The organism is Bartonella taylorii 8TBB, from assembly GCF_902825155.1.
Taxonomy (GTDB): domain Bacteria; phylum Pseudomonadota; class Alphaproteobacteria; order Rhizobiales; family Rhizobiaceae; genus Bartonella; species Bartonella taylorii_A.
Genome location: NZ_CADEAG010000011.1, coordinates 26,232 through 43,762, shown reverse-complemented (window position 1 = coordinate 43,762; position 17,531 = coordinate 26,232). Strand labels below are relative to the sequence as shown.

The window sequence follows — 17,531 nt, the reverse complement described above, 5'->3', positions numbered from 1 at the left end:
TCCTGAGAAGAAAGATTCACTTTTAAAGCAAATAAAAGAAAATCCTGCATCTGTTCACTCTCTTGCAGGGATGAAGATATTTAACTTTAAAACGCACCGACGCAAAGAAGCTGAACAAGCTGTGCCCCAATTATGTTCCGCCATTAATGTATATGCCGAAGCTATAAAACATACATATAAAAATATGGACATCGCAACTCCGGAAGAGAATGCAGCGATGAAAAGAAACCTGCAGAAATCGCTTGATGTTCAACAAAAAAAAGCATCTTTCTCAAATGAGCCGCTTATTGACACAGAGCAAAATTACTCATCCGTTGGACAATGTTACGCAGAAATCGAACGTTTGAGCCAACTTGTATATGGCAATTCGCATGCTTTGCAGAAGCAAGTGGAGGAGGTTTTAGAAAAACCTGATATGGGAGAGCAGTTTTTATGGATGATTAGAGCAAATCCCGTAAAGTTTCATAAGCTCGCCGGTCACAATATGTGCGGCTTTAAAAATGATAAACGCAGACGCGCTGAAGAGAACATTTTACCGCTACATGATGCTGTTAGAAATTACACAAACGCTGTAAAACAAACAAAAGAGCTTACTTCACAAGAAAGACAACGTACTTCGCAGTATAATATACAACCAGAAAGATCTGAAGGTGCAGCAGTACACGCAACAGTTTCTTCAGTAAAAACATCTCACTCAAATGAGAAAATGATTGGCATGATTAAAAGTGATCGATCCGTTCAAAGATATTACGAACGCATCAAATTTTGGAGTCGATTTATATATGGCGACCAAGATATCTTGGAAGAACCCATGCAGAATATTCTAAAAAATCCTGCTATGGGAGAGCAAATTTCACAGAAGGTTAAGAAAAAGCCTACATCTTTTCATAAACTCGTCGGTCGTAACATATTAGGCATAAAAAATGAAGCACGCAAAAATGCTGAAAATTTTATATCATATCTATGTAAAGCTATTGAGGATTACACATACTCTGTAAAACAAGCAGAAAAGTCTATTTTACAAGAACAGGAAAAACAACAACGTTTTGTCGTATCAGAAGATCAGAGACAAGAGGCTGAACAAAAGTTTCAGAAACCCCAAGAAAGACAACACACTCAACAGCACCGCGTGCAACAATATAAAGCTAGCAGTGAAAAAGGGATGGCTTTCGCTCTGTAAACATGCATAAAATAAACTTTAACTTTTAAACAAATTCTTTGGTGTAAATTGTTTCATATCAATTACACCAAAGAATTATTATAAAATGTTATCAATAAAAATGACATATTTTGTAAATTACACAACATATAAATGTTGTAAAAAAACTTCATAAAAAACATAAATATTAACTCCGATGTGCCCAGATAGTTAAAATCTTTGGAGATTATTTAATTGATATCTCTCTTTGTACAAACACTGTCAAAGCGTGAAGATAGCAAGCATACTGCATTTTTCTTAAAAGGATACGTGCATGAAAAAAAATCAATCATACTCTTCCTTTTATTTTTTCATGAAAGAATTAAGGCAACTCTACGGGCAACTTATCATAGGGACATCTACCTCTGAAAAACTCTATGTAACGCCTGATTCACAGGAAAAAACTGCCACCTTCTCAGAAGCGACATTGGTAGATAGAGTACAGTGTGATCCGTTGGTTGTAGCACATGCAAAATTAATAATGCGTTGGTCTTTGGTCGTTTACGGCAAAAAAGATATTCTTCAGAAAGAAATGAGGGATATTATAAAAAATCCTGCTCTGGGAAATGAGCTTTCATGGAAAATTGCGACAGATCCTCAGTCTGTTCATAAATTTGCCGGTATGAATGCATGTGGCTTTAAAAGTGGCACACGTCAAAATGCTGAACAAGCTATTATGTCTCTGTGTGGTTCTATTGAGGATTATATACAAGTAGTAAAACATAAGCGAGATTATCTATCCTCTCAAACACAACAAGAAAGTTGTGAACAGCCGGAAAGGCATGCGGCAACACCCCAAAACCTGCATGAATTACTTCATCATCCTGAAAGAGAAAAAGGACCTCTCACAAACGAGAGAATCGTTGAAATGTTTCATGATCTTTCATCTATCCGAATATATGAAGAACAAATCAAATTCTGGTGTACAAAAGTGTATGGAGATTCAAACGTTTTAACGAAAAAGATTATGGAGATTCGAAAAAATCCTGCTAGCGGGGATGATCTCTTAGATCAAGTTACAAAGGATCCTACGTCTATTCATAGACTTTCTGGTGTCAATATATGCGGATTAAAAAATAAAGTGCGCAAAAATGCTGAAAATAGTATTTCATCTCTGTGTAACAGTATTAAACTTTGTAGCGATACCGTAAAACAAGCAAAAGAATACATTATAAAGAACCATGTAAAACGGCAAGAGTTTGCTGATATATCAAAAGTTACACAAACTATTCATCACGCAAAGGAAAGACAACACCGCACTCCATCACAAGAGCGAATACGCAAAGTTGAGCGTGCAAAAGGAATAGCTTTGGCTATGTAGTCTTGCATGATTTGGCTTTTGATTCAGAGCAAATTGTTTCATCTCAATTGTGTCAAGAATTATTATAAGAAACATCAGATTCCAAAATTAAATTACGGATTTTCATCAAAAATTCATAAACAAAGCTGTGTAAAAAATGTGAAATTTAGCTGAAAATGAACAGGAGTAGCTTAGATTTTTTGGCATCATTCAAATTGACACCCTCCTTTGTATAAGAGCTCTTAAAGCGTGAAGCTAGAAAATACACCAAAGAGCTTTTCTGAGTATAATTCTTAAAAGGAGATATACATGAAAAAAGTTTCCTCTTCTTCTACGCACCTTCCGATGACAGAATTAGGAGAATCCCATGAACAATCTGTCAGAGAACCATCTCCCTCTGGAGATCCTCATGCTATACCTGCTTCACAAGAAGAAACTATTCTCTGGGATGGAGAAATTATAGGTGAATTACAGAAAAATCCATTGGTTTCAGCACATATAAATGCAGTAAGAAATTGGTCTGAAATAGTTTTTGGTAAAAAGGGGGTTCTTGATACAAAAATAAAAAAAATTCTAGAAAATCCTCCTGTGAGCAACAGGATTTTATGGGCAATTGCGTTAAATCCTCAATCTATTCATCAGCTCGCGGGTAAAAATATATGTGGCTTCAAAAATAGAGCACGCAGAAATGCCGCAGAAAGTTTAATTCCTCTCCATGATGCCATTTATGGTTTGGCGAAAACTTCAGAAAGTGCGCGAAGCAGAATTATATCTCCAATGGGACAAAGCTGCAGTGAAAAAACAATGGAGGGTGCAGAAGCGGTTGAAACCCTGCTAGCATCATGTAATCACACTAAAAAAATGCGTATTTCAGATCATGAAATAGTAGAAATACTTCAACAAGATCCATTTATTCAAAAATGTGAAGAAGAGATCCGTTATTGGTGCACAATGGTGTATGGGTGTCCAGATGTTTTAATAAAAAAAATTGCCGATATTCGAAGAGACCCCCTTGTAGGATTTGATCTCTTAGAAGATCTTGCAAACACGCCTTACAGGTATCATAGTCTTGCCGGTTTTGGTATATGTTGCTTAAAAAATAGAGAGCGTAGAAATGCTGAATTTAGTGTGCGGCATCTGCATAACTGTGTTTATTTTTTTTCTAAAGTTATAGAATCCGCAAAAGAATTGATTCAGATGGAATATTTGGAACAAAAAGAACATACTGATATATCACAAAATCAGACGCCAGAAGCTGTTGCAAGAAATGTTCAGCACACAAGAGCAGAGCACCACCCTACTCCACAACAAGAACAACCACGGAGAGTTAGATCTGGAAGAATGGCTTTGACTATGTGAGTTTGTATAATCTTTTCCTTTTAATTTGATCTCTTGGTGCAAATCATTTCATTTCGAATGCGTTTATGATTATTATAGAATAACATCAAAACTTCATAAAAAAACTGAATAAAAAACATATAATTGGCTATAAGTGAATGAGGTAGTCTAGTATTGCGGGGATCATTCAAATTGACATCCTCTTTTAGATAAAAGCTTCTAAAACATGAAGCTAGAAAATACACTAAAGAGCTTTTCTGAATATAATTCTTAAAAGGAGATATACATGAGAAAATTCACCTCTTCTTCTACGCACCTTCCGATGGCAGGATTAAGGGAACCCCATGAACAATCTGACAGAGAGGTATCTCCCTCTGGAGATCCTCATGCTATTCTTGCTTCACAAGAAGAAGAAACTAATTTCTCGGACGGAGGAATTGTAAGTGAATTACAGAAAAATCCGTTGGTTTCAATACATGTATATACAATAAAAAATTGGTCTGAAATAGTTTTTGGGTAAAAAGGGGGTCCTTGATACAAGAATAAAAGAAATTCTAGAAAATCCCTCTGTGAGTGACAGGATTTTATGTGCAATCTCGTCAAACCCTCAATCTATTCATAAACTTGCTGGACAAAGTATATGTGGCTTCAAAACTAGAGCACGCAGAAATGCCATGAAAAGTTTAACTCTTCTACATGATGCCATTGATGGTTTAGCAAAAACTTCAGAAAGTGCGCGAAGCAGGATTATATCTTCAATGGGACAGAGCGTCCGTGAAAAACCATTGGAGGGTGTAGAAGCAGTTGAAAGCCTGCTGGCATCATATAATCATGCTAAAGAAACGTGTACTTTAGATAAGGAAATGATAACAGTACTTAAAAAAGATCCATTTATTCAAAAATGTGAAGAAAATATCCGATATTGGTGTACGATGGTCTTTGGACATTCTAATGTTTTAGACGAAGCAATTGTCGATCTCAGACAAAATCCCGATGCAGTACTTGATTTCCTGTATCAGCTGAAACATACACCTGGAATCTATCATAGTCTTGCCGGTTTTAGTATATGTGGCTTTAAAAATAGAGAACGCAGAGAGGCTGAAGCTAATATGGAAGAGCTGATGGACTGTATTCAGTTTTATTGTGGTGTTGTACACTCCGCAAAAAAATTTCTTCAGATAGAACATTGTAAACGACAAAAACGTGCTCATATGTTACAAAATCAGACGTCAGAAGCTGTTGCAAGAAATGTTCAGCACACAAGAGCAGAGCACCACCCTACTCCACAACAAGAACAACCACGAAGAGTTGAATCTAGAAGAACAGCTTTGGCTATGTGAGTTTGTATAATCTTTCCCTTTTAATCTCATCTCTTGGCACAACGCATTTCATCTCAATTGCGTTAATGATTATTATCAAATAACATAAAAATAACATGAAAAAACTGCACAAAAAACATAAAATTGACTAAAAGTGGACGTAATATCTCAGTGTTTCGGGAATCATTCAAATTGATGCCTTCCTTTGTATAGAAGATTCTCAAACATGAAGCTAGAAAATACACTAAAGAGCTTTTCTTAATATAATTTTTGAAAGGAGATATACATGAAAAAAGTCGTCCCATCTTCTGCGCGCCCTCCGATAACGGAAGAAAATCGGTTTCGTGTACAATCTTTCGAAGGGGCATCTGTTTCTGAAAATCCTCATGCTACACCTGTTTCACAAACTGTAAATCGATATAAATCAATGAGCGATAGATTTATCTCGATACATGCAAATGAAATAAGAGATTGGTCTGAAGTAGTTTTTGGTAAAAAGGAGGCTATGGATAGAAGAATAGAAAAAATTATAGAAGATCCTTCTGCGGGCCATAAAGTTTTAAAGGAAATTTCGTTACATCCTCAATCTATTCATAGTCTTGCCGGTTTTAGTATATGTGGTGTAGAAAATAAAGCACGCAAAAATGCCATGAGAAGTTTAGCCTCTCTCCATGGAGCCGTTCGTAATTTAATGTTATATTCAAGGGTTTTGCATGGCGAAGTTGTAACTGAAATGGGAAGCATGTTTGGAAAACCAGTGAGGGGTGCAGAATGCGCTGAAACCCCGCTGACATTATATGAAAGTGCTAAAGAAACAAGTGCTTTAGATAGGGGAATAATGGGAGTACTTAAAAAAGATGCAACTTTCCAAGCACAGGAGAAACTGCTCCAGTATTGGTGTATGAAGACATTTGGACGTCCAGATGCTTTAAACAAAGAGATTTTCGATGTTATACGAGATCCCCACAAACTCCCTGAGCTCTTGTATAATCTGGACAAAAATCCTGAAATTTATGGTAGTCCTGCAGCTTCTAGTACATGTGTACCTAAAAGAAGGGGGCTTAAACTCGATGGAGGTGACACAGAGCTCGTTAAGCAAAGTGTTGCATTGTATTGTGCTGCTGTACAGCACGCAAAAGAACGTTTCTGGGCAGAACATACTCAACAACAAGAAGATGCTGATATGTCATGCTATCAGATACTAGAAGCTGCCGCACAGGATGTTAAGCGTGCAAAAGTAGAACATCGTCCTACCCCACAACAAGAACGACCACGGAGAGCTGAATCTGAAAAAATGGCTTTGGCTATGTAAGTTTCTGTAATCCTTTCCTTTCAATCTGATCTCTCAGCACAAATTACTTTACGTGGATTGTGCTGAGTTTTTATGCGGTATTGCAGAAAATATACTAAGATATTGTATCCGCAATTTAGGCTTATTTATGAAATTTCACAAAAAGCACATAAGAATATAATTGTACTAAAATACGTGCAAGTTAGACACCATTCAAATTAATGTGTTCTTTCGTGTAAAAACTATCAAAGCATAACGCTAGAGGACATACCAAAAAGGTTTTCTAAAATAATTTTGAAAAGAGATGTCCATGGAAAGACGTTACTTATAGACTTTTACACAAATGGGCCCAAGAAACCTTTATGCAATTCATTAATCAAATAACAGCACTCAATACCCAGAAAGGTTGTATATTTAGATGTCATAGGAGGAGCAACAATGCCACTCACACCAAACAAAATTTCTAACAAACTTCGAAAAAATGCGGACATCTTGCGCAGTGAAGAAAAAGTTCAGTCTCTGTGCCAAACTGTTTATGGTGATTCAGGTATTTTAAAAAATAAAATGGCTGAAATTCTTGAAAATCCTGAAAGAGGAAGTAACCTCTTAGTAAGCCTTGCAAAAAATCCTGAGAAAATAGGTGTATTTGCTGGTGTAAAAATATTGGGCATACGAAGTGATGCACGCAGAAAGGCAGAAGAAAATTTTTGGCCTTTATATAATGCTCTTGAAAAGTTTGTATGGATTGTACAAAAAACATCCGAAGAAATTACCTCTGATCAGGCAAGACACAAAGATCTTGATCAGCAAAAAAAAACAGAGGTAATGGATGTAGAAAAACTTCAACACACAAAAGATGCGAAAAAACCTGTTTGTTCGCATGACATTCAGCCACGTAAAACTGCTAACAAAAAAATGGTTATATAAACGCATATCATGTAGGAATGCGTAAGTTTTTGCCTTTAATTTCATTTTTACGCAAGCTATTTTATGTGGATTGTGCCAAGGGTTGTGCCAAGGGTTATGGAAGAATATCACAGAAAATGTCCAACAAAATAGATTCCGTCATTTTATATAACGTATTGGTAATATTTTCATAAAAAAGCCGTATTAAAAGATAGAAATGTTAGTCGTAACACGCATAAATAGTGCAGATTTTGAGAGGTTTTAAAATATCTTCCTTTGTCTAAAAAACTGTTAGAATGTAAAGGGGGAGAATACATCAGAGAGATTTTCTAAAACTACCCTGAAAGGGGGTGCCTATGAAAAGATATGGTCTATACCGCTTTAGACGATCTATCTCAAGAGACCTCGGCACGCAATCTTACAAATCATACAACAAAGACAAAGAGTGGCTTGCGCAATACCCAGAAGGAAATGTTCATGCAGATATTGCTTTATGCCACAAAACAATGCCTCTTACAGAAAGACAAATTTTTAAGAAAATTCAGAGAAATGCAAGGGTTCGAAATTGTATAGAGGATATTCGTTATTTTTCTGACTTGGTTTATGGAAACCCGGGTGTTTTGAATAGGCAACTTGCTAAAATTATTGAAGATCCTAAGCAAGGGAAGGATTTCTTACTGAATATCGTAGGAGATCCTACAAATGTTTCCAAATTTGCTGGTAGAAAAATATTTTGTATAAAAAGTCATGCACGCAAACGCGCTGAAAGAAGTGTGCATTCCTTGTGTGATGCTGTTGAAATGTTTGTGGGTGTTGTGTACGCGCTGCACAGGGAAATTGTCCGTGCTCAAGCGCAACAAAGAGGTTGGAACGATTTGGAAAACTTAGAAAGGATGGCAGTACAAAACATTCATCATACAAAAGAAAAACATCATTTTGCTCTACAGCAAAAGCAATCATGTGAAATTAAAAATGCAGCGGTAGCTTCTTATGTAAAAACCTATAAGGTTTTGTTTTAAAATGATTTTTTACGCAAACTGTTTTGTATGAATTGTACCAAGAAGCGCTTGGAGTTATAGGATATTAAAATGTCCATAAAAATAGTTTTCATAAGTTTAAATTTATATAAAATTCCACTAAAATAACATATAAAAAACATAAATTTCAATTAGGACGAGAATGACGTCCTCCTTTACAAAACAACTATGGGAGAGAGTGCGTCAAGGAGGTTTTAAAAGTAATCCTTGAAAGGAGATATGAATGAAAAAACATCACCGACACTCTTCTGTAAAACTTGACCAAGAAAACTTTCATGAAGCAGCAGCTGCCGAAAGTGCACGTGCATCTTCTCTGTCAGAAAGAGAGAAAAAAATATTGTTGAAAGAAGAGAGTAAACAAGCTGTAGGTTTAGAGCTTCTTTCGCAAAGGGGAGTAAGGACTCTCTCAGAGGAACAAGTTATAGAGTTAGTTTCATATAATACATTGGTTCAAAGATATGAAAGGGATGTCTGTCATTGGTCCAAATTGGTTTTTGGAAACGCAAATGCTTTACAGGAAAAAATTGCAGAAATTCAAAAAAAACCTATCTTAGCAGAAGATCTTTCATGGCAAATGGCAGCACATCCTTCAAGTGTTTGTAAGCTTGTTGGTTTTAATGTATGTGGTATAAAAAATCAAACACGCAAACAAGCTGAAAAAGATTTGGCTGAGCTGTGTGGCGTTGTTAAGTGTTACGGAGAAGCTGTAAGACAAGCAAAAGAAAATTTGCGCGCATTCCTACCGGAAGAGTTAAAGCGCTATGAAAAACTCGTGGGTCATGAAAAAATGTTACACATCTTACAAAGCCCCCATCAGCGTGCAGAAACTACTGACATGGTTCGACAACATCCTGTAACCAAAAGATATCAAGCACGATTGGAACATTGGACTACAGTTGTTTTTGGAAATTCGGACATTTTGAAAGAACAAACTGAAAGTATATTACAAGATCCCTCCATGGGAGCTGAGTTCTTACAGAAACTTACAGAAAATTGTAGGTCTTTTCATAAACTTTCCGGTACCAATATATGTGGTTTTAAAAATAAAGCACGCAGACGCGCTGAAGTAAGTATTCCACATCTTCTTGACTCTGCTGAGAATTTTGTAAGTTCTGTACAGCAAGTAAAAGAGAGTATTTTACAGAGCCAACAGGAACAACAAATGCAGCATGCATCCTCTGTGCAATTGGTTGAATGCTTGCATAAACGACAATATTTATCGAAGTCTTCTGAGTGCTTATCAGTGGGCACCCGTCATGAGGTTCCTAAAACTTCCAGACAGTCAAATGAAAGAACGCAAAGCGTCCAGCCACGCAAAGCTTCAGGAACAAAAGCCCTAGCTCTCGCTAGCTAAGCGTGCATAAAATAAGCTTTAACTTCTACTCAAATCTTTTTAGTACAAGTCTTGCAAGAAGGTTTGTGCCAAAGGTGGTGGGTGGTATCAGGAAGGAATTTCATAAAAAAATCCTCTACCCTTTGAACGAAGCAATTAGTAAAATTGCATATAAGTTACAAATACAGATTATGATCTGCACAAATTTACTTTCCCCCTTTGAATAAAAAAGGTGAGAAAAAGTAGAAGAGAGAGAGCTTACCAAAAAATTTTTAAAAACGAATGAATATTAAGACATTTTGAAAGGAAAAAATATGAAAAAAAACCAACCCTCCCCTTCGAAAGTCCAGAACCTAGAACAAGACCCTGCGCCATTTCCTTCACCATCGTTAAATCCGGAAGCTGCACATACAACACCGTCTCCACAAAGTCCACCTCCTTCAGGAAGCAGCGAGTTAAATGCTCCTCCAACTTCAGAGGAGGGACACATATATGATTCACCTTCTTCTTCACCTCGTTCTCTTCACTCAACAAACAGCGAGCTAAGCGCTAGACAGGCCCTCAATGAGCAATCTGTGTACGATTCACCTCCCTCTCCACCTCGTTCAATTCACTCAGACGAGGATAACAGTGTATATTCTTCGCCTTCTTCACCTGGTGACTCTTCCTTAAGCGAGAGTATATACCATGCACCTTCCTCTCCACCTCGCCCAGCTCCAGTACAAGACAGCGAGCAATTGGCCGAGGATTCCACATACGAGACATCTCCTTCAAACCGTCCACTTGCCCTAAAAAGGGAGTCGCACCAGTTTATATACGACGTACCTCCTGCACCGGCTCAGCCCCATGCAAGACGAGAACATGTGTACGATGTACCTTCTTCCTCACTTACTCCGCGCAGTCTAGAAGGTGAGCTAAGCGCTACAGCAGAGCCAACACAAACGGCCACAGGAGCAACTATTCCTCCAGCATTACCACCACGTCTAAAACGATCGCCCGTACACAAGGCAGATCCATCTGTCTACACGGAAATAAGCGATGATTCCGTGTATGCGACTATTCCAGACTTGCCGCAACAAGGAGAGAAAGAGCAATACACTCCATTATCCCCAAAGAAAGATCCCAACTCCCTATACGCAGCTCTTCGTCCAAAATCCCCAGTACACTCAGGAAATGTAGAACAGAACGCTGCAAGCTCCCAAAAGAGACAGAGCATAGTAGAAACCCCTCCAGCATTACCACCACACCCAGAACTATTGGATGTATACGAGACACCCGATGCAGAACAAAAAACCCCTTCAGAAACATCGCTACGCTCAGAACTATCGGATGTATATGAGTTAGACGACGATTTCATATATACGACCATTCCAGACCTGCCTCAATTCAGCGATAGACAGCAAAACGTTGCACCAACACCAGAGATAGATCCTATATACGAGACTATTCCAGACCTGCCGCAATCCAGCGATAGACAGCAAAACGTTACACCAACACCAGAGATAGATCCTATATACGAGACTATTCCAGACCTGCCGCAACACGGAGCGCACGCGCAACATATGCCACCATCCCCAGAGAAAGGATCCAGATACACAAAAAATATTGAGTCAGGATTACCGCCGCGCCCAGGAAGTGTAGAACAAAGCACCACAAAACACGGCGAAGACAAGAGCATGTACACAGCTGTTGGTCTCAAAACACCGCCCCGCATGAAAAACAAAGTACCAAGTGATGCATCAAAGTCAGAGCAAAAACAAACGGCTAGTTCTGATTACGCAAATACTCTTCCCAAAAGAGCGTCGCACTCAAAAGGTGTAGAGAAGGACATTGGGTTACCGCAGCCCCCAAGAAATACAAGACAAGGTACTGAAAAAGTTTCACAGCAAAAGCCTACAGTGAGAGCTTTTCGTCCTGAATTACCGCCGCGCCCAGGAAGTGCACAACAAAGCGCCAGTGTTTCTTCAACACCATCACCGAAAATACCTCCAAAAAGATTCTCGTACTCAAAAGACGGGGTACCAAGCGATGGATCAGAGCCAGGATTAGAGTACGGGCATGTGTACGCGACTGTTGCTCCAAAAACATTGAAGAGCTCAAGCAACAGAGAGCAAACCACCCCAGAAAGCGAAGTAGATGGCGTCGTATTTGCGTTCCCTCGGACTTCATCAGATTTGTCACAGAGTAGAAATTCGTTGTTAACGCGAGAAGTACAAGAAAAAGTTGTATGTGAAGCACGTAAAAGCGAAGTCCAGCGTTGTTGCCGTGTCGTTTATGGCAAGGATGATCTTCTCAATTCCCAAATGAAAAAGGTTGAAAAAAATCCTGATTTGGCGGAAGAAGTATCAATGCAACTTTCATCAAGACCTGACAGTCTCCATAAACTTGCTGGTACTAATCTATGTGGTTTAAAAAATGGACGGCGCAAAGAGGCTGAAGCTGGTATTTTTGACCTGGTTAAAGCAGTTGAGGCTTATGGGAGCGCTGTAAAATCTTTAAAGGAGATACAAGCTCTTTCTAAAATGGAAGTGAAGCCTCTCTCGGATTATGACGTTAGGTGCAAAGTGAGAAGAATGCCAACAGTTCAAGAGGCGCGTCAAGAAGTCCGGTTGTTGTGTAAGGAAGTTTTTGGCGATACAAACCGTTTGGATTACCGCATGGAAGAGCTTGAAAAAGCTCCCAATATGGCAGAAGAGTTGGCATGGCAACTTGAGAACCATACTGGTTCTTTTGGCAAATTAGCTGGTCATAAATTCTGTGGTGTGAAAACGAATGCGCGCAAAACAGCCGAACACCTTCTTCCTGATTTATGTAAGGCCATTAACAATTACTCGGATTGTGTGACACAAGCAAGAGAGAGCGTTTTGGAAAACCATAAAGAAAAACTGAATTCTCACAAGCTGTTTATGGAAGATATTCGGCAATTGAAAGGCCCACAAAAAGAGAATGCTGATCTTTCCAAGAAAACAGCGCGGGTAGTATCAGAATCTTCACATCATAGAAGTGAATCCCAAAAACAAGCAGGGGCTCTCTCCCTTTAAGTATGCATAAGCCTTGGCTTTTAAAATGATCTTTCGGTGCAATCGTTTCACATAGATTGCACCGTATTTTTTTATCTAACTTATTGATAAAACTTTATAAATTCATAAAAAAAACGTATAAAAGTCATAAAAACAAATTAGTTTTGTTATAGATAGCGGATATTAAAAATAGCGGAGTATTTGGGAGATCATGCAACCTAGTGCTCTTCCTTTGACGGAATATCAAGACCACAAAGGCAAAGAGTACACTAAAAGGCTTTCGAAGAGAAATACTTAATCTAAGGAAGCTGAAAAGGAAATATCAATGACAAAAGAAAAAATCAACGACTCTGCTTCTTTTACACAAGAAGATTTGCGGGAATATAACCAGATATCCGATCCAAATATCCTTCAAAAGCTAAAAACAGAAGCGCAGAATTTCTTTTATCCTGGTAGCGAAGTGTATAAAAACAAATATAGGATTACCAAGCAAAAAGAATTACATGATGCATGTGCTCGTGATGCAAAAGAAGCAATGGAGAACCTGCGCGCAGCCCCCTTGCCAGAAAAAATTGATTCCTCCTATCTAAAAAGCCTTCACCAGCAAATGTTTTCCAAGACATTCGAATGGGCCGGACATACACGCGAAGAATCCTTTACATTTAACGATGGCACCACTGCTTCTGCACCGCTTCTAAAGAAAAAGGAATTTACAAAACCTTTTGCTACCGGCAGAGATATACAACGAGGACTCCAAAAGTTAGATGAAATGCTCCTTGAAAAGGGTGATTTACAAGATTTAACACGCGAAGAGTTCGTTGAACATACATCTCAAATAATGTCGCATTTGTACTCTTTACATCCTTTCAGAGAAGGCAATAGACGCGCAATACAACTTTTTGCTGAAAAACTTGGACAAAAAGCAGGCTATGAACTAGATTACTCTCTTGTATCAAAAAAACGTAAGGACTTTGTCCGTGCTAAAGCAGTGAACAACGGCAATAAAGATCCTATAAAGCACCTCCTCGAAGACATCTCTAATCCAGAAAGTTTGACTATTTTACGTGAATTTGCCGATGAAATGGTACTGTCTGGGCTTAGTGAAGATAGTTCTCGTCTTATTGTCGCAGCGCGAGAAGGCCATGCTTATCGTGGTGTCTATAGAGGCATTGGAGATAACCACTTCGTGGTGGATGTTAATGGAACTTCCGTCGTAGGAAATAAAAAATATCTTCCACCAGAGCAAGTAAAAACATTGAAAATTGGTGATACCTTCTCTTTCACAGCACCTCTCGCTCAAGAAGCAAAGAAAGTACTTATTCCAGCAGAAAGAGTTCCAGATCTTACCAATGAGGAACTATCTCAGAAAGTCTATGAAAGTCCATTGGTCAAAAACAGCTTAGAAAGAATCCAATTTTTGTGTAAGGTTGTTTATGGAAAAAAGAATGTTTTGCAAAACAGACTTCCAAAGTTTGAAATTCCAATGACACGTAAAGATCTTGACCATGCAGAAAAGTTTTTGCGGAATATGGGAAGTTCCCCTGAGTCTCTTCATAGGATTCGTGGCTTTCGTATATTTGGCTTTAAAAGCAATGCACGCCAACATGCCGAAGAAAATTTTGTGCCTCTCCGTCACGCCCTTGTCGGATATGCACATGCTATAAGAGATGCTCAAAGAGATATTCTAGAAACCCATGCTGCTAAACAAAAACGTTGTGAAAAATCAGTAGAAATGCCTGATAGCGAGTTAATCGACCTGTTTTCCATGTCCCAAAAGGAGCAGCAAAGAGTTTTGTCAGGCTCTCCTGAATTAAAGGTGGAGGCACAATTTTACTTAATGCAACTCAAAGAACGTTTATCATCAAGCGAATTGGCAGCTATAGAAGACAGACATTATAGAAGGCTTGCTGAGAGTCTTGGAACATCAATGAATAATGCAGAAAAAATCTCAGGAATCATGAAACAAACGAAAGCGATCTGTGATATTATTCAACAGCAACGTCGCGAAATGAGTGAGGCGAAGGATTATAGTGTATATCAATCTGTAATGTCACACGATAGCGAAAAATTTGCTAAAATAAACGCAGCACCAATTAAAGCAGAGAAAATTGTAACATTTGCCAAACAAGAAAAAGCAAGTGAAGAGAAAGCTCTACCCTATAAAGTTGAACATGCAAAAATAACAAGTGGTATTGAAAAATCTGCTGAAATAGACGCAGCACAAACCCAAGAAAAGAGAGTCGCAGAATCTACCAAACAAGAAAAAGCAAGTGAAAAGAAAATTCAACCCCATAAAGTTGTAGAGTTTGAAACGCAAAAAAAAATGCGAGAGGAGAAAGCTCAACAGCACAAAGTTGGATATGTAGAATGGGAAGGCGGTAGCGAAAAAACGGCTGAAGAAATCCCATCACAAACTCAAGAAAAAAGAGTTGCAGAATCTACAGAAAAACAAAAAGTGCTAGAAGAGAAAATCCAACAGCATCGTGGAAAATCTATGGCAATATGATCATATTTTAAGCTTTGCTTTTTAACCTATTCTCGTGGTGCAATCATTTTCGGAGATTGTACCATGAGGGAGGGACATCAAAAAATATTGGGAAAGCCTTTCTCGTTATTTCACTTAACTCATTGATAAATTATACAATAAAATAAATAAAAATTATAAACTTTGATAATGACCCATGCAAATGAAACAAAATCATTTAAAGCGCAAAGTGAGCATTCTCCTTTAGATAAAAAGTTATAAAATCAAGATGGAGTATGCCCCAAAAAAGTTTTCAAAGATGAATTGATATTCAGAAGGCTTAAAAGGAAATATCCATGAAAAAAAAACAAATAGTTGATGTAAAAAAACAGGAAACACAAGACTCAGCATCGCAAAGTTTTTTTTACGACAATGACACAGTACTCAAGAATAAATATAACATCAGAGACAATCATGCCTTGCAGCAAAAATGTTCTGAAGATGTAAAACAAGCAATGGCAAAGCTGCGTGCAGAACCTTTACCCAAGAAAATTGATTCCTCTTATTTAAAAAAGATTCATAAAACCTTGTTTTCCGAAACGTTTGAATGGGCGGGAAAGACACGCGGACAACCTTTTCAATTCGCAGATGGGAGCATTGCCTCTACACCTCTTATAAAAAGAAAGGAATTTCAAAGTCCTTTTGCCTCCAGTGATCAAGTAGAAAAAGGTCTAAGAGATCTAGATCAAGCGCTCGCCGAGAGCAATTACTTAAAAAACTTATCCCGCGAAGAGTTTGTTCAACATGCGGCAGGGCTGATGATAAACTTGCAGCATATGCATCCTTTCAGGGAAGGCAATAGACGTACAATACAAGTTTTTGTTGAAAAACTTGGAAAAGCAGCAGGACATCCTCTAGATTTTTCTCTTGTATCAAATAAACGCAAGATGTTTGCCAGTATTGAAGCGATAGATAAGGGCAATCCAGGTCCAATGAAGCATTTACTTGAAGATATCTCCAATCGCAAAAAAATGCTTCTTCTAAAGGAATTCAACCATGAAATGAGACGACTTTGTCTCAATGAAGACAATTATCATCTTGCTGTTGTGGCACACGAAGGTCTTACGTATCATGGTACCTATAGGGGCAGTGGATACCACAGCTTCATGATGGACGTTTGTGGAACTTTCATTTTAGGAGATAAAAAAGATCTCTCACCAGAACAAATGCAAACATTAAAAATTGGAGATCCCTTCTCTTTTACAGCACCCGTATCTGAAAAATTACAACAAATTCTTATACCAGAGAAAGTATTAACATCTCTCTCGAAAGAGGAACTTAATAAGAGGATTCAAAACAATCCATCTGTTCAAGAATTTAAAAAACATATCGAAGATTTATGCAAAACTGTTTATGGCAGATCGCGTATTTTACAGGAAAAGATCAACGAAATTAACGAAAATTTTGCTAGGGGATATCAAGTTGCATTGCAAATTTTTAACAATCCAAAGTCTTTTTCTAAACTTGCTGGTTTTAAAATATGTGGCATAAAAAATAACGCACGTATATGTGCTGAAGATACTATTTTGACCCTCGGTCACGCTATTCTCGAGTATATAAAGGTTCTAGAACACGCAAAAGAGCATGCTCTACAGTCCTATTCTATAGAAAACAAATGCTATGAAAAGTCGGTTAAAATGCCTAGTCCACAAATAAAAAAGCTATTTTCTCTGCCAAAAGAACAACAGCAAGCGGCTTTGTCAACCTCTCCTAGACTAGGATTAGAGGTACAAGCTTATTTCCAAAAACTCAATGAACGTTTATCTCCAATCGAGCATGAAGCTATAAAGGAAAGAGATTATACAAAACTTGCTAAGAATCTTGGAACATCAGTAAATCAAGCAGAAAAAATTGCAGAAATCTTTAGAAAAACAAAAGAAATCTGCGCTGCTACCCGACGGCAGGATTTTGAAATGCGGCAGCATATGGAACGTGGTTTACGTCAACCTATAACACAAAGCAATAAGGAAAAACTGGCCCAAATAGGCGCAACACCAACTCAAGAAAAGAAAGTTTTAGAATTTATCAAACAAAAAAAAGCGCCAGAAGAGCAAGGTCCACGGCATAAAGTTGGATATGTAGCATGGGAAGATGGTAGCGAAAAATCTGCTGAAAAAATCACAACACTCACTAAAATAGAAAACGTTGTAAAATCTGCCAAGCAAGAAAAAGCACCAGAAGAGCAAGGTCAGCAGCATCGTGCAAAAGCTATGTCAAGATGATCATACTTTAAGCCTTGGCTTTTAATCTATGCTCGTAGTGCAA

12 protein-coding genes are annotated in these 17,531 nt (G+C 38.0%); all 12 read left to right on the top strand.

Annotation, left to right across the window (positions count from 1 at the left end; genetic code table 11):
- Positions 1 to 1,180: BID domain-containing T4SS effector (locus J7R13_RS07825; RefSeq protein WP_208438192.1), on the top strand; the 1,180-nt coding region annotated here is incomplete at its 5' end.
- Between the two features lie 292 nt (positions 1,181 to 1,472).
- Entirely contained in the window at positions 1,473 to 2,519 is a 1,047-nt protein-coding gene (locus J7R13_RS07820; RefSeq protein ID WP_208438191.1) for a BID domain-containing T4SS effector, read from the top strand.
- A gap of 288 nt (positions 2,520 to 2,807) precedes the next feature.
- Positions 2,808 to 3,857, top strand: a complete 1,050-nt coding sequence (locus J7R13_RS07815) for a BID domain-containing T4SS effector (protein ID WP_208438190.1) — start codon at positions 2,808 to 2,810, stop codon at positions 3,855 to 3,857.
- Between the two features lie 265 nt (positions 3,858 to 4,122).
- Positions 4,123 to 4,356, top strand: coding sequence for a hypothetical protein (locus J7R13_RS07810; protein WP_208438189.1), 234 nt, complete (start codon positions 4,123 to 4,125; stop codon positions 4,354 to 4,356).
- Positions 4,357 to 4,405: 49 nt separating this feature from the next.
- A complete protein-coding gene (locus J7R13_RS07805) occupies positions 4,406 to 5,176 on the top strand; it encodes a BID domain-containing T4SS effector (RefSeq protein ID WP_246786322.1) in 771 nt (256 codons plus the stop codon).
- Between the two features lie 265 nt (positions 5,177 to 5,441).
- Entirely contained in the window at positions 5,442 to 6,467 is a 1,026-nt protein-coding gene (locus J7R13_RS07800) for a BID domain-containing T4SS effector (RefSeq protein ID WP_208438187.1), read from the top strand.
- A gap of 417 nt (positions 6,468 to 6,884) precedes the next feature.
- A complete protein-coding gene (locus J7R13_RS07795) occupies positions 6,885 to 7,373 on the top strand; it encodes a BID domain-containing T4SS effector (RefSeq protein WP_208438186.1) in 489 nt (162 codons plus the stop codon).
- A 335-nt stretch (positions 7,374 to 7,708) separates the two neighbouring features.
- Positions 7,709 to 8,371: a BID domain-containing T4SS effector gene (locus J7R13_RS07790; RefSeq protein ID WP_208438185.1), complete on the top strand. Its 663-nt coding sequence runs from the start codon at positions 7,709 to 7,711 to the stop codon at positions 8,369 to 8,371.
- 241 nt (positions 8,372 to 8,612) lie between these two features.
- Complete coding sequence (locus J7R13_RS07785) at positions 8,613 to 9,743, top strand: BID domain-containing T4SS effector (RefSeq protein WP_208438184.1); 1,131 nt, start codon at positions 8,613 to 8,615, stop codon at positions 9,741 to 9,743.
- 293 nt (positions 9,744 to 10,036) lie between these two features.
- Complete coding sequence (locus tag J7R13_RS07780) at positions 10,037 to 12,763, top strand: BID domain-containing T4SS effector (RefSeq protein WP_208438183.1); 2,727 nt, start codon at positions 10,037 to 10,039, stop codon at positions 12,761 to 12,763.
- Positions 12,764 to 13,067: 304 nt separating this feature from the next.
- Positions 13,068 to 15,248, top strand: a complete 2,181-nt coding sequence (locus J7R13_RS07775) for a BID domain-containing T4SS effector (protein ID WP_208438182.1) — start codon at positions 13,068 to 13,070, stop codon at positions 15,246 to 15,248.
- A 314-nt stretch (positions 15,249 to 15,562) separates the two neighbouring features.
- The gene (locus tag J7R13_RS07770; protein WP_208438181.1) at positions 15,563 to 17,488 is read left to right on the top strand and encodes a BID domain-containing T4SS effector; all 1,926 of its coding nucleotides are present in this window, start codon (positions 15,563 to 15,565) and stop codon (positions 17,486 to 17,488) included.
- Positions 17,489 to 17,531 lie beyond the last annotated feature (43 nt).

Bases quoted from the DNA above. Each gene is read 5' to 3' on its own strand.
- J7R13_RS07795 (WP_208438186.1), top strand. From the start codon at position 6,885: ATGCCACTCACACCAAACAAAATTTCTAACAAACTTCGAAAAAATGCG.
- J7R13_RS07775 (WP_208438182.1), top strand. From the start codon at position 13,068: ATGACAAAAGAAAAAATCAACGACTCTGCTTCTTTTACACAAGAAGAT.
- J7R13_RS07785 (WP_208438184.1), top strand. From the start codon at position 8,613: ATGAAAAAACATCACCGACACTCTTCTGTAAAACTTGACCAAGAAAAC.
- J7R13_RS07810 (WP_208438189.1), top strand. From the start codon at position 4,123: ATGAGAAAATTCACCTCTTCTTCTACGCACCTTCCGATGGCAGGATTA.
- J7R13_RS07815 (WP_208438190.1), top strand. From the start codon at position 2,808: ATGAAAAAAGTTTCCTCTTCTTCTACGCACCTTCCGATGACAGAATTA.
- J7R13_RS07800 (WP_208438187.1), top strand. From the start codon at position 5,442: ATGAAAAAAGTCGTCCCATCTTCTGCGCGCCCTCCGATAACGGAAGAA.
- J7R13_RS07780 (WP_208438183.1), top strand. From the start codon at position 10,037: ATGAAAAAAAACCAACCCTCCCCTTCGAAAGTCCAGAACCTAGAACAA.
- J7R13_RS07790 (WP_208438185.1), top strand. From the start codon at position 7,709: ATGAAAAGATATGGTCTATACCGCTTTAGACGATCTATCTCAAGAGAC.
- J7R13_RS07820 (WP_208438191.1), top strand. From the start codon at position 1,473: ATGAAAAAAAATCAATCATACTCTTCCTTTTATTTTTTCATGAAAGAA.
- J7R13_RS07770 (WP_208438181.1), top strand. From the start codon at position 15,563: ATGAAAAAAAAACAAATAGTTGATGTAAAAAAACAGGAAACACAAGAC.